A 21,960-nucleotide genomic window follows, 5' to 3' on the forward strand; every position below is an offset into this window, starting at 1 on the left:
CCTCGTTAGCGATCCTGCCTATTTTTCCGCGGCCTCTCCACTACTGATTCCGCTGGCCCCCGCGCGCGCCAGCGGCGAATTCGCCGGCGGATTCAGCAGGCGTCCCCAGTCGGTGCGCTGCGCCATCTGCGCGGCGATCTGCTCGCTCACCACCTGCTGTCCCCGCGCAACTTCCCAGCCGCCACCGAGCGCGCGATACAACGACACCGCCGCGAGCGCCGCGATCCCCTGGTTCTGCGCGAGCGAATCGCCGTCGCGCAACGCCGAGCGCGACGCATCGAGCACCGTGTCGTACGTGACGTCGCCCGAGCGATACTGCGCATTCGCGAGCTTCAGCGCGCGCTGCGATGCATCGACGGCGCGCGATGACGCGGCCAATGCATCGAGCGACGTGCGCAAGCCGGCAATCGCATCCTCGACTTCCTTCTGCGCCTGTAGCACCGTGTTCTGATAGTCGAACACCGCCTCCTGGAACGCCGCGTCCTGAATGCGTACCGCGTTCTTCAACTGACCGCGTTCGAGAATCGGCACCGAAATACCGGCTGAAAACAGCCCCAGCGTCTTGCTGCCCCATGGGTATAGACCGATGCCGTGCTGTTCGCCCGACGACATGCCGAACAGCCCCGTCAACGACAGCGACGGATACAGCTTGGCCTTCTGCACGCCGATCAGCGCGGATTGCGCGGCCGCGTTCAACGCCGCCTGGCGCACGTCGGGACGGCGCCGCAACAGATCGGCCGGAATCCCGGCATCGATCTGCGTCGGCGGAACGGGCACGGCGGAGCGGCCCTGCAATTGCGCGTCGACCGCGCTGACAGGATCGGCGAGCAGCACCGCGAGCGTGTCGCGATCCTGCGCGCGCGCCTTCACGAGCGGTGGAATCTGCGCCTCGGTTTCGGCAACAAGCGTCGCCGCCTGCTCGACATCGAGCTGGGTCGCGGCGCCGTGCCTGTAACGCGACTGCGTCAACGCGAGGCTCTGCTGCACCGATTTCAGGTTCTGTTGCGCGACCGCGATGCGTTGTTCAAGTGCGCGCAAATCGATGTACGCGTTGGCGACGTCGGCGAATAGCGACACCAGCGCGTTGTCGTACGCGGCCTCCGACACGCGCAACTGCGCGCGATCCGATTCGATCTGGCGACGGTATTTGCCCCAGAAATCGAGCTCCCAGCCCGCGCTCACGTGCAGATGCTCCGCCCACAGATGAGTGGGCGGAAACGGCCCGACGCCGCTCGTATTGATGTGGTTCGCGCCGCCCGACACGCTGCCCGACTGCGGCAGCAGATCCTGCTCGCTGATCGCGAGCTGCGCGCGCGCCTTGAAGATATGCAGTCCTGCAATCTGCAGCGACAGGTTGCGTTCGAGCGCGCGTTGCTCGAGCGCCGTCAGCACCGGATCGTCGAATGCGGTCCACCAGGCCGCCTCGTTCGCGGGCGCGTGTTGCGCGGCGGCGGGCAGGCTCTCATACCACTGGTCTTCGAGCGTCACGTCCGGCTCTTTGAAGTCCGGCCCGACCGTCACGCAGCCGCCGAGCGCGAGACTCGCCGCGACCACGATGCACGCGGCGCCGACGAGACACGGAGAGCGGAACGGGACAGCTTTCATCGCACGGTCCTGTTGTGGGTGTCGGGCTACGGCCGGGGTCCGGGACAATGGGCCACGACGCGCCACGCGGCCACGTCCCCTACGATCCCGCCGATATCCGCGCCGCTCAGTGCGCTGCCCCGCGTTCCTGCATGAATGCCTCGATTTGCGGCAGCGTCACGTAACCGACTTTCTGCGTGTCGATTTCGTCGAAATGGCGCGCGAGCATCGGCATGCCGGCGGCCGCCTGCTCGCGGGTGAGCTTGCCGTCGTGCGAGGTATTGGCGTTTGAAAAGCGCGTTTGCAACTGCTGCGCCATGCGCTCCATCCGCTGCGGATCGATGCCTTGCGGCGCGGCCTGCGCAAACGTGACGGTGGATGCGCAGCACAGCAGCACGGTGACGAGCAACTTCTTCATGACTGACTCCTTCGGTTCGGTCACCGGTCGTCGCCTGCCAATGCCGCGAACCGTTTCGATGACAGGCCGAATTCTTGGCCAGCCGCGGCCGGACCGCAATTGCAGAATCATGTCGGGCAATGTCATGAGTCGACGTGCCTCTGCGTCGTGACATCGGATGAAATGAGTTTGCCGTTCCGTTTTGCGCGCGGGCTGTCTATCGTTCGTCTCGCTTCGTTTTCATTTTCGTTTTCGTTTTCGTTTGTCGTTCCGATCTTCCGACGGCGCCATCAGCGCCTTCGCTACCGACCGCGCTACCCGCGCATCTCAGGAGTCCCAAGTGACTATTCGTCTCGCCTGCGCTTCGACTTTTACCGCCATCGGTCTTGCCTGCTCGCCCGTCGCTTATGCGCGCGTCGTCGTGTATCTGCCCGCGGCCGTGGTCTACGCGCCGCCGCCTCGGCCGGCTTATTACCCGGTGCCGATCTATCCGATGTACGTATCGGCGCCGCCGGTCGCCGTGCCCGTTGCAGTCTCGACGATCGTCGCCGCGCCGCCGATGCAGCCGGCGAGCGCAACGACCGGCGCCGCCGGTGCGACCGTCGTGTCGCCCGCCGCCGCTTACGCGGTCGTTCCCGCGCCGGTGGTCAACTACGCGCAACCGCTTGGGATCGTGCCGAATTGACCTGGCGCCTCGCGTGTTGGCCGTGCGCGTTGGCGATTACCGCAACCGCGTATTTCGATGCCGTGGAATCGGTGTAGGAATCGGCGCAGAACACGCGTTTCGCCCGCACGCGTTGCGAATTCCGTTTGCCGAAAAGGATGCGACCGGGCTGTGCATCGGCCGTAGCGATGCCAATTGGGGGCTGTCAGCGCCGCAAGTAAAGCTTGCACGCGTTGGCCGCTTCTTACCATTTTCGCGGCGTCGCGCTTGCGTGTGGAATCGGCGCTTTCCGCCACGGAGACTGGCTCGAGCCGCCTACGGACAAACTGGAACGGAGTTTGCTTTTATACGGAAGTTCGCGCGGGCTAATCCCCCACTTTCCGGAACCTTTCAGATGAGTTACCAGGATATCGATAAAGAAATCGCCCACCTCGAAGTCGTTTTTGGCTTGATCTCTCCTCGCGACCGCTTTCCGCTGTCGTACTGGCATAGTCGGCTGCACGCGTTGAACCGGTCGTCGATGATGCCGGCGCAACGCGCGCGCGTCGCCCACCTCGAAACGATCCTGCGCTCGGTCGGCGCGCGGATCGATCAGATCACCGGAGCGGCGCGGCAACGCTCGACCGTGAGCACGGGTCGATGACACAGCGGACGTGACCCATAGACCATGACACAGCGGACAGACACCGGCGAAAACGACAGCCGCATGCGGTAAACGTCCGAGCTGAAATTGACGCGTCGGACGGTTACCGCAAACCTTGATCAGGGTTGTCGATTTGTACGTCGGTGGGTCGTTACGCGTCACACGATGCTGTGTACGAAGCGAAAGCAGCAAGTCCCCTCACCCCATCAACACCCGCGCCCCCAACGCCAACACCAGCGCGGGTACCATCACCAGTACCCCGACCTTCAGAAACTTCATGAAGCTCACGTCCTCGCCCTCGCGGCGAATGGCGTTGAGCCACAGGATCGTCGCAAGAGAACCGGTGATCGACAGATTCGGCCCGAGATCGACGCCGATCAGCAGTGCGTCGATCACGCGCTCGGGGCTATGCGCCTGCATCACCGTCGAACTCGCGATCAACCCCGCCGGCAGATTGTTCATCAGGTTGCTGCCGAACGCGATGATCGCGCCCGCCCAACCCGCCGCGGCCATTTCGTTGTGCTCGGTCGCGCGCCGCAACTCGGCCGCGAGCGCGTTGATCACGCCGGTGTGATCGAGCATTTCGACCAGCACGAACAATGCGGCGACGAGCGGCAACACGCTCCATGAAATTTCGCGGATCATCGGCAGCGGCGATTTGCGCTCCTGGAGCAACACGACGAGCGCGGTCAGCGTGCCGAGAATCGCGGTCGGCATGCCGAGCTGGATGTCGTACGCGGACACCGTCAACAGCGCGCCGGCCGTGACCGCGATGCCCGCGAGCGCGACGCGGCCGCTCGACGACAGCTTCACCACGTCGAGATTCGCTTCGCAGACGCCGGCCAACGCATCGCGCTGGGTCCAGCGCAGCATCACGAAGGTCGCGACGATCGACAGCACCGACGGCACCGTGAAGCGCGCCATCCAGTGTCCGAGCGGCGGCGTGTGATTGCCGTACAGCACGATGTTGGCGGGATTCGAAATCGGCAGCACGAAGCTCGCCGCGTTGGCGACAAACGCGCAGATGAAGAGTAGCGGCAACGGCGGCGTCTTCGCCTTCTTCGCGGCGGCGAACACGGCGGGGGTCAGCACGACCGCGGTGGCGTCGTTGGAAAGAAACGCCGTGATCACGACGCCGAACAGATACACCAGCACGAACAGCTTGCGCGGCGAGCTGCGCGCATGATTGACCGCGAGCACCGCGACCCAGTCGAACAGTCCTTCGCGGCGGCCGACCTCCGAGAGCAGCATCATGCCGAACAGGAACAGATAGACATCGGTGCCCTTGCCGATCGCCTCGAACGCGAGCGGCAGCGGCAGCAGACCGAGCGCGACGAGCAGCACCGCGCCGGCGACGGCCCATACGGCCTCGGGCCATTTGAACGGCCGCGTGATCACACCGGCCGTTGCAACGGCGGCAATACCCCAGGAAAGAAAAACGGAATTCACAGCATCAGCCCGGATGATGAGTTATTTCGACAGCCGCGCAACCACATGCGGCCTTGTTGTTCGGGGTCACAAATTACCACATCCGGTCCCGCGCGAAAGCCTTTCAACCCCATTAGCATCACGACGACAACAATCTGTTCTCCCGTGCCCGCCTATTCAGTTTTACCTGGCATCCCTACTATCCGCATTCCCACGCGGCCTTCCGCGAGCAACGGATAGAACACGATGCAAACTCGAGCTTCCACACGCTATAGCGGCGCGGCCATCGCGCTGCACTGGCTGATCGCGGCGCTGATGATCTGCGGCTTCTATATCGGCTGGATCATGACCGATATCCCCGGCTTCACGCCGACCAAGCTCAAGTACTTCTCGTGGCACAAGTGGCTCGGCGTGACCGTGTTCGCGCTCGCCGTGCTGCGCGTGCTGTGGCGCGCGACGCACCGCGCGCCGCCGCTCGATGCCGCCACGCCCGCATGGCAGAAGGCCGCCGCGCACGCGGTGCACGGCGTGCTGTATCTGCTGATGCTGGCGATTCCGCTGTCCGGCTACTTCTACAGCTCGGCGGCCGGCATTCAGGTCGTGTATCTCGGCATCGTGCCGCTGCCGACCTTTATCGGTCCCGACCCAGCGCTGAAGGCCACGCTGCGCTCGCTCCACGTGCTGCTCAACTACACGCTGCTCGCGTTGGTGGCCATGCACGTGCTCGCCGCGCTCAAGCATCAGTTCGTCGATCGCGACGGCCTGCTCGCGTGCATGGTGCCGTTCCTGAAGACCCGTGATTAATGGCACACGCCGGGGCACGCCTTGGGTGCGCCCCAATATCACACCTTGAATAAATACGAAAGTCACGATTGGCTACGAGCTATTGGCAATCTAATTCCTCGCGGTGTGCAATGATGCCCCGCGGCTCCGCTAGGATGCGTACCACCATGAAAACACTCTTCTCTCTCTCCGCTCATCGCGCGGCGCTCGCTTCGGTTGCGGCGCTGACGCTGTTCGGCGCGAACCTCGCGCAAGCCGACGTCGACCTCGCGAAAAGCAGCGTGATCGCGACGACCAGACAGATGAACGTGCCGGTCGACGGCAAGTTCAGAAAGTTCTCCGCACAACTGAACTTCGATCCGGCGAAGCCGGCCGCGGGCAGCGCGAGCGTGTCGATCGACACCGCCAGCTACGACCTCGGCGCCGACGACTACAACAAGCAGGCGCAAGGCAAGGAATGGTTCGACAGCGCCGCGTATCCGAACGCGACCTTCGTGTCGAGTTCGATCGCGCCGGCCGGCGGCAACCAGTACAAGGTGACCGGCAAGCTGACCATCAAGGGCAAGTCGCAGACGGTCGTCGTGCCGGTCGCGATCGCGAGCCAGGGCGCCACGCAAACCTTCGACGGCGCGCTGCCGATCAAGCGCACGCAGTTCGACGTCGGCACCGGCGAATGGAAAGACACGTCAGTCGTCGCCGACGAAGTCGTCATCAAATTTCATCTGGTCGCGAAGAAATAACGCCGGCCAGCGCAGCACCGCTTCACCTTCTGATACCTGGAGTCCAACTTGAAGAAATCCTTCCTGCTCGCCGCCGGCGCGCTTGCCGCCGCCCTGTCGTTCAACGCGATGGCCGCCGACACCTATATGCTCGATCCGACCCACACGTATCCGAGCTTCGAGACCGATCACTTCGGCGGTCTGTCGGTCTGGCGCGGCAAGTTCAAGAAGAGCAGCGGCACGGTCGTGCTGGATCGCGCGGCGAAGACCGGCACGGTCGACGTGACGATCGATCTGAACTCGGTCGACATCGGCAACGACAAGCTCGACGCCGAACTCGTGACCGACAAGTTCTTCGACACCGCGAAGTACCCGATCGCGACCTACAAGGGCACGTCGATCCGCTTCGAAGGCGACAAGCCGGTCGAAGTGATCGGCACGCTGACGATGCACGGCATCACCAGGCCGGTCAATCTGCAGATCGTCTCGTTCAAGTGCATGCAGCACCCGATGCTCAAGCGCGAAGTGTGCGGCACGGAATCGACCGCGACGTTCAATCGCGACGACTTCGGCATCGACTTCGGCAAGGCATACGGCTTCAACATGAAGACGACGCTGCACATCCAGGCTGAAGGCATCAAGCAGTAAGTCTTGCTTCACGCGGTTGCGGCGTGTGTGATGGCGCCGCAACCGTGCTTCGTTTTGCGCTTTTCTCGCGTTCCGCAGCGCTTCCCCGCGTTGCGCACTTTCCTCCGCGCCCCCCGCTTTTTCTCTACTTCCCGACGCCTCACGCGTCCTCATCCGCTTCCCCGCCCTCACCGCAAGGTACTATTACGGCTTGGCGCATCGCCGCGTCTTTGAATCCGCCGCCGCCCTCATCGAGGCCGACGACACAACACCGCCACCGCTCACCGCTCCACCCGTCACGCCCGTCACCTGGTTTTAGCCTCATGAACGCACCGCTTCGCCGCATCGCGCATCTCGACATGGACGCGTTCTACGCATCCGTCGAGCTGCTGCGCTATCCGGAGCTGCGCGGTCGTGCGGTGGTGATCGGCGGCGGACGTAACAGCGCGCCGGAAATACTCGCGGACGGCAGCAAGCGCTTCGCGAAGCTGCGCGATTACGCGGGCCGCGGCGTCGTCACCACGTCGACCTACGAGGCGCGCGCGCTCGGCGTGTTTTCGGCGATGGGCATGATGAAAGCGGCCGCGCTCGCGCCCGACGCGATCCTGCTGCCGACCGACTTCGATTCGTATCGTCACTATTCGCGCCTCTTCAAGGCGGCGGTCCGCACCTTCACGGACCGCATCGAGGATCGCGGCATCGACGAAATCTATATCGATCTGACCGAGCTGCCGGACGACGCACGCGACATCGCGAGCCGCATCAAGCAGGCGGTCAACGAAGCGACCGGCCTCACCTGCTCGATCTGCGTCGCGCCGAACAAGCTGCTCGCGAAGATCGGCTCCGAACTCGATAAACCCGACGGCCTGACGCTGCTCACGCCGGCCGACGTGCCGCTGCGCGTGTGGCCGCTGCCGGTGCGCAAGGTCAACGGCATCGGTCCGAAGGCCGCGGAAAAGCTGACCGCGCTAGGCCTCGCGACGGTCGGCGATCTGGCCGCCGCGGACGCGGGGCTGTTGCAGGACAACTTCGGGCGCAGCTACTCGGCGTGGCTGATGCAGGTCGCGCAGGGCCACGACGAGCGGCCGGTGGTGGTCGAATCGGAGCCCAAGTCGATCAGCCGCGAGACGACCTTCGAGCGCGATCTGCATCCGCGTCACGACCGGCCGGCGTTATCGAGCGCGTTTACGGCGCTGTGCGTGCGTGTGGCCGGCGATCTGGTCCGTAAGGGCTATGTGGGCCGCACGGTCGGCATCAAGCTGCGTTACGACGATTTCCGCACCGTCACGCGCGACCTGACGCTCGACGAACCGACCGCCGACGCGACCGACATCCGCCGCGCGGCGACCGAGTGTTTGCGACGGGTGGAGTTGAACCGCAAGCTGCGGCTGCTCGGCGTGCGCATCAGTACGCTGACGTCGGCGAGCGAACAGGCGCGCAAACCGCGCCTGCCGGTTCAGGCCGACTTGCCTTTCGCGAGCGACGAATAGGCGGTGTCGGCGGCCGCGTCGGACGCATTCGCGCGCGCAGCCGGCACATCGCCCGACGCGATCGACATCACCGACGCCGCCACCGAGAACGAGAACGTATTGACGCCGTTCGCGCTCTGCGCGGACACCGTGCCGCGATGCATCTCCGCGATCGCCTTCACGATCGCGAGACCGAGCCCGTGGTTTTCGCGGCTATTGGTGCGCGAGACTTCCGCGCGATAGAAGCGGTCGAACAGATGCTCGAGGATATCCGGTGCGATCGGCGCCCCCGGATTCGCGACGATCACGCGCACCTGATCGCGCAACTCGCCTTCCCCGCGCGCGATCGTCACGTTGATCGACGCGCCCGGCTCACAATGCTGGATCGCGTTCATCAGCAGATTCGCGCACGCGCGGCCGAACAGCGAGCGGTTCACGCGCGCCATCGCGTCGCCGTGTAGATGCGCATGCACGCGCGCCTCTTCGAGCGGGATCTCCAGAAACTCCAGCGTATGCGCGACTTCCGCCGCGAGCGACACCTCGATGAGCCCGGTCGCGCGTTCGCCCTGATCGGCGCGCGCGAGGAACAGCATGTCGTTGATGATCGCGCGCATCCGCTCGAATTCCTCGAGATTCGATTGCAGCGTGTGGCGCAGATCGTCGACCGAACGGTTGCGCGTGAGCGCGACTTCGGTCTGGCCGATCAGGATCGTCACCGGCGTGCGCAGTTCGTGCGCGACGTCGGCGTTGAACGATTCGAGCCGGCCATACGCGCCGTCGAGCCGTTCGAGCGCGCCGTTGAACGAGTTGGCGAGATCGTTCAGTTCGAGCGGCAGCGACGCGGTGTTCAGGCGCTGCGAGCGATTGTTCGGACTGACCGCCGACGCATCGCGCGTCAAACGCGTGAGCGGCGCGAGGCCGATGCGTGTGACCGAATAGCTGAGCAGCAGCACCGCGAGACTGCCGAGCGCGGACAGCGCGGCGAGCGCCGAGCCGAATACGCGCATCGTGCGCAGGTTCGGCGAATAGCTGGCGGCGACCTGCAACTGCACCGGCGGACGCGCGGCATTGGCGGGCAAGGTCACCGTCGAGGTCAGCATGTCGGGGCCGCCGCCGGCCGGCGCGATGCGCGCATAGCCGCCGGGCCAGCTCTTCGTGACCGTGCCCTGCACCGGCGTGCCGAAGTGATAGCTCGGGTCCTCGCTCGACACCGAGTACACGGTGCTGCTGTCGTGCGGCGTCATGTCGGTGAGTTTTTCGCGCGCCATCCGCCACTTCTCGGGCGTGACCGCGTGATAGACGATGATGCGCGCGATCTGCGTGCGATCGTCGAGCGATTCGCGCAGATGATGTTCGAGCTGCGTGCGCAGCACCAGAAAGAGCCCGGTGCCGACCAGCGTGAAGACGAACAGCGCGACCAGCGCGAACATCGACGCAAGCCGCCGGGCGATCGAACGGTTCATGATGATTCGGCCTCTTCGCGCACTTCGAGCACGTAGCCCATCCCGCGCACCGTGTGCAGCAGCTTCGACGGAAACGGGCCGTCGAGCTTCGCGCGCAGGCGCTTGATCGCGGTTTCGACGACGTTGGTGTGGCTGTCGAAATTGACGTCCCACACGAGTTCGGTAATCGCGGTCTTCGACAGGATATCGCCCTGACGGCGCGCGAGCACGCTGAGCAGCTGGAATTCCTTCGCGGTCAGATCGAGCCGCACGCCGTCGCGCGTCGCGCGCCGGCCGATCAGATCGACGAACAGATCGCCGACCGAAATCAGCGTGGACTCCTGGGAACGCGTGCGGCGCGCCAGCGCATGCAGACGCTCGACGAGTTCGAGAAACGAGAACGGCTTGGTCAGATAGTCGTCGGCGCCTTCGCGCAGACCGCGCACGCGGTCGTTCACGTGATCGCGCGCGGTCAGCATGATGACCGGCGTCGACTTGCGCATGCGCAGCGCCTTCAGCACGCTGAAGCCGTCGCGCTTGGGCAGCATCACGTCGAGGACGATCACGTCGTAATCGAATTCGGTGGCCAGATGCATGCCTTCCTCGCCGTCGAGCGCGACGTCGACGACCCAACCCTGCTCTGTCAGACCGGAGCGCAGGTAGTCCACCACCTTGTGCTCGTCTTCAACAATCAGCAATTTCATGCGGGTCCCCTGTCGACCGCGGCGGGTGCTTCGGCACCGGCCGCGGTCTCGTGCAACGTCGTTGCATAACGTTCTGCTTAACGATCCATTATACGAAACGCCCTGATTTGCCCGGGCCGCCGTGGCGACCGGCGGGCTCATGCTTACACGCTCACCGGCTCGCAGGCCGCCACGCGCGAGCGCGGCGGGCGCGGTCAGCGCGCCGGTGCGGACGTCTCCTTCTGCTGCGCCATTGTGGACGGCACCGCCTGCGCCGCGCTGCCGTCGCCGCTTCCCGTCCAACCGCCACCCAGCGCCTTCACGAGCGCCACCGACAACGTCAGCTGCTGCCCGCGAATCTGCACGTCGGTGCGCTCGCTCGTCAGCAACGACTCCTGCGCGTCGATCACGTTCAGATACGCGACGAGCCCGCCCGAATAGCGATCGTTCGCGAGCGACAGTAGCCGCTGCGCATCCTCGACCGCCTCGTGCGACTGCTTCGACGCGCCATCCAGCACAGAAAGACCCGTAATGCCGTCCTGCACCTGCTGGAACGCGACGAGCACGGTCTGCCGATAATTCGCCTCGGTCGCCTTATAGCCCTCGCTCGCGTACTTCACGTTAGCCGCGCGCCGGCCGCCATCGAACAGCACCTGGCCGACGGTGGCGCCGAGCGTCCACATCAGCGTCGGCGCGCTCAGCAGACTCGCGAACTCGGTGCTCTCCCAACCGATGCCCGGCGTCAGCGTCAGGCTCGGAAAAAACGCCGCCTTGGCCACGCCGATCTGCGCATTGGCGGCGGCCATCGCGCGTTCGGCCGACGCAACATCGGGCCGTCGTTGCAGCACGTCGCTCGGCACGCCGAGCGGAATCGCCGGGGCCTTGATGTCGAGCACCTGCGGCGCGATCGCGAACTGCGGGGCCGGCACGCCGACCAGCGCGGCGATCGCATGCTCGTACTGCGCGCGCTGGTTCAGCAGCAGCTGCGCCTGCACGCGCGTCGAATCGAGTTGCGACTTCTGCTGCAGCACGTCGAGACCGGACACCGAACCGAGATCGTGCTCGGTGTTCACGTAGTCGAGCGCTTTCTGCTGCAGCTTCACCGACTGGTTCAGCACATCGATCTCGTTGTCGAGTTCGCGTAGCGAGAAATAGTCGGTCGCGAGGTCGGTGGTCAGCACGAGGCGCGCGTTCGCGAGATCGTCCGCCGACTGCTCGGCCGACGCCTTCGCGCCCTCCACCTGTCGACGGATGCGGCCGAACAGATCGGTGTCGTAGCTGATCGTCGGACCAAGCTGGATGTTGTTCTGCACCGTCGATTGGGTCGGCGTCGCGTAGTTCGTCAGCGGCCGGTCACGCGAAATGCGAAAGCGCGAAGCCTGTGCGTTCAGATCGACTTCGGGCACGCGCTGCGCGCTCGTGTTCGCGAGCGTGGCCTTCGCCTGCTCGTAGTGCGCGCTGGCGGCGACGAGCGTCTGGTTCTGCGCGAGTGCCTGGGTTTCCAGCGTCGCGAGCGTCGGATCGGCGAAGCCCGTCCACCAGTCCGGCGCGATCGGCGCATGCGACGGCGCCGCGACGCGCCAGAACGAATCGGTGTGCCACTCGGGCGGCACCTCGGCTTGCGGGCGCTGATAATCGGGGCCGACCGTGCAGGCGGCGAGCAGTGCCGCGCCGGCGCACGCGCTCAGCGTCGCGAACGCCGCGCCGGAGGTCACGGAGGTGAGCGCCGTCGACGCGCGACGGCAAACCGCGAACTTCACGATGCCCCCTTGCCGCTTTTCTGCGGCTGCACCTGCACGTGATCGCCGTCGGCGATCGAATCGCTCGGGTTGATGATGATGCGATCGGTCGGCGCGATGCCGCTTTCGATTTCGAGCGTCTGCCCGAGGTCCTGCGCGATCACGACCTTGTGCAGATTCACATTGCCCTTTCCATCGACGACCGCGAGACGCGGGCCTTCGGCGCGAAACAGCAGCGCATTGCCCGGCACCGTGAGCCGCGCATGCGCGGTGGCGGGCACAGCGACCTGCACGTAGGCGCCAGGGCGCAGCGTGTCGTCGGAATTCGGCAGCGTCACTTCGATCTGCAGCGAACGCGTGGGCACGTCGATCGCACCGGAAATGTGCGTGATCGTGCCGCCGAACTGCCGCCCCGGCAATTCGGCCTGAGTGACCTCGACCTTCTGTCCGACCGCGACGTTCTGTGCATACGCCTGCGGCAACTGCACGTAGACGCGCAGCGGGTCCGACTGCGCGAGCGCGAACAGCGCCCGGCTCGTGCCGCTGCCCGCGTCGATCAGATCGCCGACGTCGACATTGCGCTGCGTGACCACGCCGGTAAACGGCGCGACGATCCGCTTGAACGATTCGAGCTGCTGCAGACGCTTGACGTTGGCATCGGCGGCGGCGAGATTCGCGATGTCCTGCGTGTAGGTACTTTGCCGCTCGTCGAGTTCCTGTTGCGACACCGCATCGCGTTGCCGCAACTGCTGCCAGCGATCCAGCGAGCTCTTCGCGAGCGCAAGGCTCGAATTGATCTGCTGACGCTGCGCCAGCGCCTGCGCGAGTTCCTGATCGATTTCCGGCGTATCGAGTTCGGCGAGCAGTTGCCCCTGCTTCACGTGCGCGCCGATATCGGCATACCAGTGCAGCAGATAACCGGTCGCGCGTGCATAGATCGGCGACTCGACGTAGCCGCGCAGCGTGCCCGGCAGCAGCGTGTTGCCGCCGCTGTCGGTCTGCGTCGGCAGCACCACGTTCACGTACTGCTGCGCATTCTGCTGCGCGGTCGCCGCGACCTCGCGGCTTTGCAGCACGTTCGCGATCACCGTGCGCAGCGTGCCGACCGCAAGCAGTACGAACACGATCAGGACCGCGATCTTCGCGCGCTTCCATTCGCGCTGGCGCGGCGGCAGCAGGTGCTCGCCCTGTTCGGTTTCCCGCGACGGGATCGCGAGCGATGCATGAGTTTTTTCGGTCATCTCAGTCAACCATCGTTTAACTTTTACGCGGGCGTCGCCGCACTGCGGTGTTCCGGCGCGGCGCTGCCGTCGTGGCCGGCGTTGCCGCCATCGTGGCCGCCGTCGTTGCCTCCACCATTGCCGCCGCCGTTATCGTCTCCGCCGTTCCTGCCGTGTCGGCGCGCGAGCCACGAGTGAATCCCCGCGAACACGAGCGGCACGAAAAACAGCGTGGAAACCGTCGCGAACAGCAGACCGCCGATTACCGCACGGCCGAGCGGCGCGTTCTGTTCGGCGCCTTCGCCAAGGCCGAGCGCCATCGGGATCATGCCGATGATCATCGCAAACGCGGTCATCAGCACCGGCCGGATCCGGCTCGCGCCCGCTTCGAGCGCGGCGGTCAGCGGCGGCGCGCCGGCCGCGAGCCGCTGGCGCGCGAACGAGACCATCAGAATACTGTTCGCGGTGGCGACGCCCATCGTCATGATCGCGCCGGTCAGCGCCGGCACGCTCAGGTGCGTGCCGGTCAGGAACAGCATCCACATGATGCCGGCGAGCGCGGCCGGCAACGCGCTGACGATGATCAGCGGATCGACCCACGACTGGAAGTTCACGACGATCAGCAGATACACGAGCACGATCGCCACCGCCACGCCGACGCCGAGCCCGAGGAACGAACTGCGCATCGTCTGCACCTGGCCGCGCACGGTGATCGTGCTGCCGCGCGGCAGCGACGCGCGCACCTGGTTGACCAGCCTGTCGACCTGATTCGCGACGCTGCCGAGATCGCGCTTCTCGACGCTCACGTACAGATCGATGACAGGCCGGATGTTGTAGTGCGAAACTTCGGCGAACTGGCTTTGCGGCGCGATCCGCACGAGGTTGCCGAGCAGTTGCGTCGGCCCGTTCGACGAACCCGACACCGGCGTGCGCAGCAGTTCGTCGATCGACGACACCTGGTATTGCGGCGTCTGCACCGCCACCTTGTACTCGACGCCGTTGTGGTTGTTGATCCAGAAACCCGGCGAGGTCTGCGAGCTGCCCGACAGCGAAATCAGCACGTTCTGCGCGACATCGTTCGCGCTCAGGTTCAATTGCTGCAAACGCGTGCGGTCCATGTGCAGATCGATCACCGGTTCGTCGAGCTTCTGCTGGATGTGGGTATCGACCGTGCCGGGAATCAGCCGCACCTGTTTGAGCAGTTTGCGCGCGACGTCGAAATTGCCCTGCTGATTGGCGCCGGCGATCTGCACGTCGACCGCTGCCGGCAGACCGAAGTTCAGGATCTGCGTGACGATGTCGGCCGGCTGAAAGAAGAACTCGACGCCCGGAAAGCGCTGCGGCAGGATCGTGCGCAGCTTGTCCATATAGACCTGCGACGGCGCGTGTCCTTCGTTCAGCGCGATCTGGATCTCGCCGTCGAGCGTGCCCATCGTGCCCGCGTTGCTGTACGACAGGTTGATACCGCTATACGGCAGGCCGAGGTTGTCGAGGATCGTGCCGAGGTCTTTCGGCGGCACGACTTCGCGGATCACCTTCTCGACTTCGTCGGCGAGCCGCGCGGTTTCCTCGATCCGCGTGCCGGTCGGCGCGCGCATGTGCAGACGGATATCGCCGGCGTCGACGCTCGGGAAGAAGTCTTCGCCGAGCGCGAAGAACAGGCCCATCGACAGCACGCAGAAACCGAGGAACAGGCTGCCGAACATCTTGCGACGCACCAGCAGACTGCTCAGGATCATGATGTAGGCCGCGCGCATGCGCTCGAAACCGGCGTCGAAGCGGTGATAGAGCCGCATGAACAGATTCGGCTTCGTACCCTCCTTCGGCTTGTGCGCGTGGCCCATCAGCAGCATCGCGAGCGTCGGCACCAGCGTGCGCGACAGGATGTACGACGCGAGCATCGCGAACACCACGGCTTCCGCGAGCGGCACGAACAGATAGCGCGCGACGCCGGTCAGGAAGAACATCGGCACGAACACGATACAGATACACAGCGTCGAGACCAGCGCCGGCACCGCGATTTCGCCGGCGCCGTCGAGAATCGCGTCGTGCAGATTGGTGCCCATATGCAGGTGCCGTTCGATGTTTTCGATCGTCACCGTGGCGTCGTCCACCAATATGCCGACCGCGAGCGCGAGGCCGCCGAGCGTCATGATGTTGATGGTCTGCCCGAGCGCGTGCAGCGCGAGCAGCGACGCGAGAATCGACAGCGGAATCGAAATCGCGATGATGCAGGTGCTGCGCCAGTTGCCGAGAAACAGCAGGATCATCGCGGCGGTCAGCGCGGCGGCGACCAGCGCCTCGCGCACCACGCCCTGCACGGCCGCCTTCACGAACACCGACTGATCGAACAGCGCGGTGATCTGCAGATCGGGCGGCAGCGCCGCGCGCGCGCCCGGCAACAGCCCCTTCAGCGTATCGACGATCGACAGCGTCGACGCATTACCGTTTTTCAGCACCGACATCAGCACGCCGCGATGGCCGTTCTGCCGCACGATATTGGTCTGCGGCGAGTAACCGTCGCGCACGTGCGCGACTTCGCGCAGATAGGTGGTCGCGCCGTTGACGGTGCGCACCGGAATGTCGTTGAGCCCCTCGACCGTGGCCGGCGAGCCGTTCATGTTGACGGTGTATTCCCGCGGCCCGATCTTGGCCGTGCCGGTCGGCAGAATCAGGTTCTGCGCGTTGAATGCGTTGACCACGTCGGTCGGCGTCAGGCCTTTGGCCAGCATCGCGCGCGTGTCGAGGTCGACCGAGATCAGCCGCGACTTGCCGCCGTACGGATACGGCACAGCCGCGCCCGGAATCGTCACCAGTTGCGGGCGCAGGAAGTTCAGCGCGGTGTCGTTCAGGTCCTGCTCGGAGAGCTTCGGACTCGACAGGCCGAGCTGGATCACCGGGATGCTGGACGCCGAATAGCTGATCACGAGCGGCGCGGTCGCGCCCGGCGGCATCTGCTTTAACTGCGCCTGCTCGACGGCGACGGTCTGCGCGATCGCGGTCTGGATGTTCGCGTTCGGCTGCAGAAACACCTTCAGGATCGCGATGCCGGGCAGCGACTGCGATTCGATGTGCTCGATATCGTTGACGGTCGTGGTCAGACTGCGCTCGTTGACCGACGTGATGCGGTTGGCCATGTCCTCGGACGACAACCCCGTGTACGTCCAGATGATGCTGACCACCGGAATGTTGATTTCCGGCAGCACGTCGACAGGCGTGGTGAACAGCACGAAGGGCGTCGCCAGCACGATCAGAATCGCCATCACGATGAACGTGTATGGCCGCTTAAGTGCTACGTTGACGATCCACATTGAAACGGGCCAGAGAGGTGCGGGTGGAGGGAGAGATTGAAATTCTGCGCCTATGCTAGATCGGTAGAACCAACACCTGCATGGCGCGAAAATGGCAGGATTGTCAGGAAGGTTGTTGTAAGCGAATGCGCGTTTTTTTATGGCGCCGAATGGGCTTTTCGATTGCCGGCACGCAAACGTTTATTGAATTGAATTAACGGCAATTAATGGAGCGTTGCTGAAATGTCGACCGATGCGCGAGCAGGCGCTCGGTCGAAATATTGTGAAACATGCTTTCAGTTTGAATGGTACGAAGCCGTGAATTTTTGTGTCCTTAGGTCATTGTCGGCTAACCGTTGATGGCACGCTGGCGGCGCGCTGACGACGTTCCCGCATAAAAAAAAGCCGCTCGACCTGGACGGTCGAACGGCCTTTTTTCAATGTTGCAACAGCCCATCTGTTATAGACCGATGGGCACGCTGCTTTACCGGCTTATTTGGCGAATAGCGACGACCTATCCGCGAACGCCTTGAATTCGAGCGCATTGCCCGACGGATCGAGGAAGAACATCGTCGCCTGTTCGCCGACTTCGCCCTTGAAGCGCACGTGCGGCTCGATGATGAACTCGATGCCGGCCTTCTGCAATTTGTCCGCGGCGGCCTGCCATTGCTCCATCGACAGCACCGCGCCGAAGTGGCGGACCGGCACCGAGTCGCCGTCGACCTTGCTGGTATGGCGATGACCGAGTTCGTCCGGCGCGAGATGCGCGACGATCTGATGGCCGTAGAAATTGAAATCGACCCACGCCTCCGAACTGCGCCCTTCCGGGCAGCCGAGCAATTCGCCGTAAAACTCGCGTGCGGCGGCGAGACTATGCACGGGGAAGGCCAGATGGAACGGCGGCAAAACGGTTTCGGCAGCGCTCATGATCGAAGACTCGTGGAGTAAAAACGACTTGGGTGGAGATTGAATTCGTGGATTCGTGGGCTGCGTAACTTGACACGAGAACGATGGCCACGAACGACGTGAGGCAAGTTTAACCATGAATAAAAATGCTGAGAAACGATATATATTTGACCTGACCATCACCAAAATCGATTGATCGATCATGCTCAGCGAACTGAAGACCTTCATCGCCGTCAGCCAATACGGCACGTTTTCCGGCGCGGGCGCGCGCATCGGACTCACGCAATCGGCGGTCAGCGCGCAGATGCAGCGGCTCGAGGAGGAGCTCGGCTTCGCGCTGTTCGACCGCACCGGCCGTTCCGCGACGCTCAACGACGCGGGCCGCGAAACGCTCGTGCTCGCCGAGGAAATGATGACGCTGTACGCGCGGCTCTCCGAACGCGGCGCGGGCACGGCCGAGAGCGGCATGCTGCGGGTCGGCGCGATCGCGTCCGCGCAGGTGTCGCTGCTCGCCGACGCGCTCGCGCGCTTTCGCGAGGCGCGCCCGGGCTGGCGGATTCGCGTGGTGCCGGGCGTGTCGCTGGGGCTGCTCGGTCAGGTCGACTCGGGCGAACTCGATCTCGCGGTCATCATCAAGCCACCGTTCGCGTTGCCGTCGGAACTCGAATGGCGCACGCTCGTCAGCGAACCGTTCGTGCTGCTCGCACCGAAGAAGCTCGCACGCGGCGGCCGTTCGTGGCGCGAGCTGCTCAGGAGCGAGCCGTTCATCCGCTACGACCGAGCGTCGTTCGGTGGGCGGCTGGTCGATCGGTTTCTGCGGCGCGCGCGCCTCACTGTGCGCGACGCGATCGAGCTCGACGAATTGCAGGCGATCGTGCAACTGGTCGCGCGCGGCATGGGCGTCGCGCTGATTCCCGACACGGCCGGACTCGGCAAATGGCCGGCGAGCGTCGCCGCGCTCGAACTCGGCGACGCGACGTTTCATCGCGAGATCGGCATGGTGCTGCGGCCGCGGCATAGCCGGCAGGTGGTGACGGATGCGCTGGCGGAGTGTATTGCGGGGGTGACGGGGGCGTGAATCGGGGCGTGAATGGGTGCGCAAATGTGAGCGGGTGCGGTGGAGCAAAGCGCGGGCGCTCATCCGCGCGAGTGTGCTGCCCTACGAACGGGCAACTGTATCTGTGAGTTTCGGGTGAGCGCGCGCAGAATCGGAACTCGTTTTTGTGGTTGTTTCGTTGCCGCTTCGTTGCTGTCTCGTTGTGGTTTCGTCCTCGCCTCGCTGCCGTTTCGTTGCTTATTTGCCGCTTATTCCGTCGCCAACTTAACCGCCCACACGTCGCATCGCGCCACGCGCCCACCCCGGATTGCCCGCCCATGATCGCCAGCCCGCTGCTCACCGCCGATGTCCTGATCGCCTACAGCGCCTATTTCGTCGGCACCGCGAGCCCCGGGCCGAGCAATCTCGCGATCATGTCGCTGGCGATGAGCGCCGGCCGGCGCGCCGCGCTGGTGTTCGCGCTCGGCGTAGTGTCCGGCTCGTTCTCGTGGGCGCTGCTGGCGTCGCTCGGTTTGTCGGCGGTGCTCGCCAGCTACTCGCAGTGCATCATCGCGATCCGGATCGCGGGCGGCCTGTATCTGCTGTGGCTCGGCTTCAAGTCCGCGCGCTCGGCATTGAGCGCCGAGCGGCCGGCACAGAGCGTGGCACGCGTCGACGAACCGCTCGGGCGGCTCTATCTGCGCGGCCTGCTGCTGCATCTGACGAACCCGAAGGCGGTGCTGGTGTGGCTGTCGATCGTCTCGCTCGCGATGTCGCCGACGCACGGCGCCACGCACGTGCTGCCGGTCGTGCTCGGCTGCATGGTGATCGGCGCGACGGTGTTCAGCAGCTACGCGATGCTGTTCTCGACAGCCTCCGCGCGGCGCATCTACGCGGCGATCCGGCGCTGGCTCGACGGCTCGCTCGCGATCATGTTCGGGATTGCCGGGGTCAAGCTGCTGATGTCGCGCAATTGAGCGCGTGGTTGGAGGATGAGCCACACAGGGTCGGGCCGGACTGCGCTTGAACGTCGCCCGGCCAGCAATCAGGCAAAGCAATCAGCCAGCGCCCGCCCGTCGCTCTGCGATACTGACGGCTCGGCTCCATCCACGGCGGTAACCCGCGCGCCCAACCCGACACGATGAACGGCAACCACGCCCCTCAACCCACTTCACGCTCGCCGCTGCAAAAGCGGCTCTACTTCACCGGCGCGGCGATCCTGATCATCGCGCTGATCGCGGCTGCGTTGATCTATCTGAGCGTGCCGCCGCCCGATAGCGCGGTCGCGATGTACGGCGCGGTCGATCCGCGCTATCAGATCGAACTGCAGCAGATCGGCGGCAACGCGGCAGTGCTGATGGCGCAGTTGCATCAATGGTTCGACAGTCTGTGGCACGGCGTGCGGCTCGCGTACACGGTCGCCGCGCTTGGCGTGATCGGTGCGGGCGCGTGCTTTTTCGTCGGTCATTTTTTCGCGGACGAGTAAGCGTCGCAAGCCACACGCCCTGACCGTGCCGCTATGGCGGCCGGCATCGCCACTACCGTGCCGCAAGTGCCGCAAAGATCAGAAGCGGTAATTGAGCGCCGCGAACGTCGTCAGTTCACGGCGGCTTTCGGTGATCGGGCTGCCGGCGGCATAGCGCTGGAGACGCCCGAGCGTCGCATTGACCGAGCCGACCCAGTGCTTCGAGAAATCGTGCGTCGCGTAGAACGTCATGTGCAGATCGCGGATGCCCGCGCCGGTCTGATAGACCGGCAGCCCCGAGGCCGCGCTCTGCTGCGGCGTCACGCCGAACAGCGTATGCGTGTAGACGGCGTTGGCCCAGGTGAGCCCCGGCCCCACCGAGAACAGCCAGCCCGGCAGCGGCAACGACGCGTACAGATCCGCGCTCGCCGTCGTACCCTGCCCGTGCCCGCTGATGTCCTGATAGACCGCCACGGCCCCCGTGAAAGCCCACAGCGTGTAGTCGGCGAACAGGCGCAGCTTCGGGCCGTCGTCGACATTGCCGAGGCCATGCAGATGCGAATCGTCGGAAACCGAGCGCGACTGGAAGTCGAAGCTCAGCGACGCGCCCACATGGTAGTTCTCCGAAGCAATGACATTGACGCCGAGCACGTCCGGCCCCTGCGAGAAAAAGCGATCGCGATACGAGATGTCGAGAGACGGAAACGGATAGAGTTTCAGATGCCGCGCGCCCGGATATTGCGGCGCGAGGTAGAAACCGGGGCCGATCGAGATTTTCCACGGCGAGTCGCTCCGGGCGGCGTTGGACGTCGCGGCCGGCTGTGCTGTCGGCGCTTGGGCCGGCGCGTCGTCACCCCATGCATAAGGCGCGAGTGCGAGCGCGGCCACGCTCGCCAGCGCGTTCATCGATATGAAACGTTTCAAGTCCGGTTCCTTCCCACCGCCGCCAGTTGACGCAGCCTGCGCGCGAGGGCTTTCGACACGACCGGTTGGCCCGGCGCGTCCTGCGTACCGCGCGCGAGTTCGCTTTCCCGCAGGAACAGCGCCGTCTCGCGCGCCACGATCTCGCGTTCGTTATCCGACGTGATCATGTGATACGAATCGTCGAGCCACAGCGTGCGCAGAAAATTCGCGCCGATGCGATCGATCACGAAACGCGGATTGCGCGGACTCGAGGTTTCGTCGTCGATCGCATGGATCACGAGCGTGTCGTTCTGTACCGCCGCGACCTCCTTGCGGGCCGCGCGGGCCAGGCGCGAAGCCTGATGCAGCGCCGCCAGGGAGATCGTCGACGGACCGACCTCACTGAAGTCGTTGCGCTGCATCGAGCGCGCGATCTTCTTGCGCAGCGCTTCGTTTCGCACCCCGAACGGTTCGGCCTCGCGATAACGATAGCGGTGTCGCAACGGCGTGAAGTAGGCCCAATCGAGCAGGAACCGATACCAGGGGATCGCCCAGCCGTCATAGGCCAGTGTCAGCGACAGCAGCACGAGTGCCTGCGCAGCCGGACGTTCGCGGATCAGCCGCAGCGCGAGCGCTCCGCCGATCGACAGCCCGCAGATCGACACGCGTTCGTAGCGCGCGGCGAGCGCATCGAATTCGCGCACCGCGCCTTCGACCCAGCGCTCCATCGGCAACTCGGCCGACGCGGCGCTATAGCCTTCGATCACGGGCGCGTACACGGTGAATCCTTCGCTTTGCAGATAGCGCGCGAGGTAGCGCAATTCGAGCGGCGAGCTCGACAGACCGTGCAGCATCAGGACCGCATGGCCGTCGCCCTCGCTGAAGAAGCTCGCGGACTGCCCGGCCGGCGCTTGCGACGACGTCGCGGCCGAGGCGGCCATTTCCGTTTCGATGGTCGCCAT

Annotated in this window: 20 protein-coding genes; 9 read left to right on the forward strand and 11 right to left on the reverse strand. The window is 64.9% G+C overall.

Annotated features, from left to right (window positions below):
- Window positions 1-18 precede the first annotated feature (18 nt).
- Window positions 19-1,605: an efflux transporter outer membrane subunit gene (locus tag HHL14_RS04660; protein ID WP_169496409.1), complete on the reverse strand. Its 1,587-nt coding sequence runs from the start codon at window positions 1,603-1,605 to the stop codon at window positions 19-21.
- A gap of 106 nt (window positions 1,606-1,711) precedes the next feature.
- A complete protein-coding gene (locus tag HHL14_RS04665) occupies window positions 1,712-2,002 on the reverse strand; it encodes an EF-hand domain-containing protein (RefSeq protein ID WP_169496410.1) in 291 nt (96 codons plus the stop codon).
- A gap of 319 nt (window positions 2,003-2,321) precedes the next feature.
- Here HHL14_RS04665 and HHL14_RS04670 point away from each other — a divergent pair, with 319 nt between their 5' ends.
- Both HHL14_RS04670 and HHL14_RS04675 read left to right on the forward strand, forming a co-directional pair.
- A complete protein-coding gene (locus tag HHL14_RS04670) occupies window positions 2,322-2,666 on the forward strand; it encodes a hypothetical protein (protein WP_169496411.1) in 345 nt (114 codons plus the stop codon).
- 373 nt (window positions 2,667-3,039) lie between these two features.
- Complete coding sequence (locus HHL14_RS04675; RefSeq protein ID WP_169496412.1) at window positions 3,040-3,288, forward strand: hypothetical protein; 249 nt, start codon at window positions 3,040-3,042, stop codon at window positions 3,286-3,288.
- Window positions 3,289-3,486: 198 nt separating this feature from the next.
- On the opposite strand, the gene HHL14_RS04680 is transcribed toward HHL14_RS04675, so the two are convergent.
- A complete protein-coding gene (locus HHL14_RS04680; protein ID WP_169496413.1) occupies window positions 3,487-4,737 on the reverse strand; it encodes an arsenic transporter in 1,251 nt (416 codons plus the stop codon).
- A 225-nt stretch (window positions 4,738-4,962) separates the two neighbouring features.
- Here HHL14_RS04680 and HHL14_RS04685 point away from each other — a divergent pair, with 225 nt between their 5' ends.
- The 4 genes from HHL14_RS04685 (at window position 4,963) to dinB (ending at window position 8,335) form a co-directional block, all read left to right on the forward strand.
- Window positions 4,963-5,520, forward strand: coding sequence for a cytochrome b (locus HHL14_RS04685; protein ID WP_169496414.1), 558 nt, complete (start codon window positions 4,963-4,965; stop codon window positions 5,518-5,520).
- A gap of 146 nt (window positions 5,521-5,666) precedes the next feature.
- Window positions 5,667-6,239, forward strand: a complete 573-nt coding sequence (locus tag HHL14_RS04690; RefSeq protein WP_169496415.1) for a YceI family protein — start codon at window positions 5,667-5,669, stop codon at window positions 6,237-6,239.
- A gap of 48 nt (window positions 6,240-6,287) precedes the next feature.
- The gene (locus tag HHL14_RS04695; protein ID WP_169496416.1) at window positions 6,288-6,866 is read left to right on the forward strand and encodes a YceI family protein; all 579 of its coding nucleotides are present in this window, start codon (window positions 6,288-6,290) and stop codon (window positions 6,864-6,866) included.
- Window positions 6,867-7,168: 302 nt separating this feature from the next.
- The gene (dinB, locus tag HHL14_RS04700) at window positions 7,169-8,335 is read left to right on the forward strand and encodes a DNA polymerase IV (RefSeq protein WP_169496417.1); all 1,167 of its coding nucleotides are present in this window, start codon (window positions 7,169-7,171) and stop codon (window positions 8,333-8,335) included.
- On the opposite strand, the gene HHL14_RS04705 is transcribed toward dinB, so the two are convergent.
- The 6 genes from HHL14_RS04705 to HHL14_RS04730 all read right to left on the reverse strand — a co-directional run bounded on the left by HHL14_RS04705 (window position 8,302) and on the right by HHL14_RS04730 (window position 17,615).
- Window positions 8,302-9,777, reverse strand: a complete 1,476-nt coding sequence (locus HHL14_RS04705; RefSeq protein WP_169496418.1) for a heavy metal sensor histidine kinase — start codon at window positions 9,775-9,777, stop codon at window positions 8,302-8,304. The genes dinB and HHL14_RS04705 overlap by 34 nt on opposite strands.
- Window positions 9,774-10,460, reverse strand: coding sequence for a heavy metal response regulator transcription factor (locus tag HHL14_RS04710; RefSeq protein ID WP_042328199.1), 687 nt, complete (start codon window positions 10,458-10,460; stop codon window positions 9,774-9,776). Before HHL14_RS04710 ends, HHL14_RS04705 begins: the two co-directional genes overlap by 4 nt.
- A gap of 194 nt (window positions 10,461-10,654) precedes the next feature.
- Complete coding sequence (locus tag HHL14_RS04715; RefSeq protein WP_169496827.1) at window positions 10,655-12,154, reverse strand: efflux transporter outer membrane subunit; 1,500 nt, start codon at window positions 12,152-12,154, stop codon at window positions 10,655-10,657.
- A 41-nt stretch (window positions 12,155-12,195) separates the two neighbouring features.
- Window positions 12,196-13,419 carry an efflux RND transporter periplasmic adaptor subunit gene (locus tag HHL14_RS04720; RefSeq protein ID WP_169496419.1) on the reverse strand — a complete coding sequence of 408 codons (1,224 nt, stop codon included), beginning with the start codon at window positions 13,417-13,419 and terminating at the stop codon, window positions 12,196-12,198.
- A gap of 23 nt (window positions 13,420-13,442) precedes the next feature.
- A complete protein-coding gene (locus HHL14_RS04725) occupies window positions 13,443-16,709 on the reverse strand; it encodes an efflux RND transporter permease subunit (RefSeq protein ID WP_169496420.1) in 3,267 nt (1,088 codons plus the stop codon).
- 471 nt (window positions 16,710-17,180) lie between these two features.
- Complete coding sequence (locus HHL14_RS04730) at window positions 17,181-17,615, reverse strand: VOC family protein (protein ID WP_169496421.1); 435 nt, start codon at window positions 17,613-17,615, stop codon at window positions 17,181-17,183.
- A gap of 181 nt (window positions 17,616-17,796) precedes the next feature.
- Between HHL14_RS04730 and HHL14_RS04735 the strand changes: the two genes are divergently transcribed.
- The 3 genes from HHL14_RS04735 (at window position 17,797) to HHL14_RS04745 (ending at window position 20,116) form a co-directional block, all read left to right on the forward strand.
- Window positions 17,797-18,672 carry a LysR family transcriptional regulator gene (locus tag HHL14_RS04735; RefSeq protein ID WP_169496422.1) on the forward strand — a complete coding sequence of 292 codons (876 nt, stop codon included), beginning with the start codon at window positions 17,797-17,799 and terminating at the stop codon, window positions 18,670-18,672.
- A gap of 296 nt (window positions 18,673-18,968) precedes the next feature.
- Window positions 18,969-19,607 carry a LysE family translocator gene (locus HHL14_RS04740; protein ID WP_169496423.1) on the forward strand — a complete coding sequence of 213 codons (639 nt, stop codon included), beginning with the start codon at window positions 18,969-18,971 and terminating at the stop codon, window positions 19,605-19,607.
- A 164-nt stretch (window positions 19,608-19,771) separates the two neighbouring features.
- Window positions 19,772-20,116 (forward strand): hypothetical protein, encoded by a 345-nt coding sequence (locus HHL14_RS04745; protein ID WP_169496424.1) that lies wholly within the window; start codon window positions 19,772-19,774, stop codon window positions 20,114-20,116.
- Between the two features lie 78 nt (window positions 20,117-20,194).
- Here HHL14_RS04745 and HHL14_RS04750 read toward each other — a convergent pair whose 3' ends face one another.
- On the reverse strand, window positions 20,195-21,001 hold the full coding sequence (locus tag HHL14_RS04750; protein ID WP_169496828.1) for a MipA/OmpV family protein: 807 nt from the start codon (window positions 20,999-21,001) through the stop codon (window positions 20,195-20,197).
- 14 nt (window positions 21,002-21,015) lie between these two features.
- Complete coding sequence (locus HHL14_RS04755; RefSeq protein WP_230412922.1) at window positions 21,016-21,960, reverse strand: alpha/beta hydrolase; 945 nt, start codon at window positions 21,958-21,960, stop codon at window positions 21,016-21,018.

Source organism: Paraburkholderia antibiotica, from assembly GCF_012927125.1.
Classification (GTDB): domain Bacteria; phylum Pseudomonadota; class Gammaproteobacteria; order Burkholderiales; family Burkholderiaceae; genus Paraburkholderia; species Paraburkholderia antibiotica.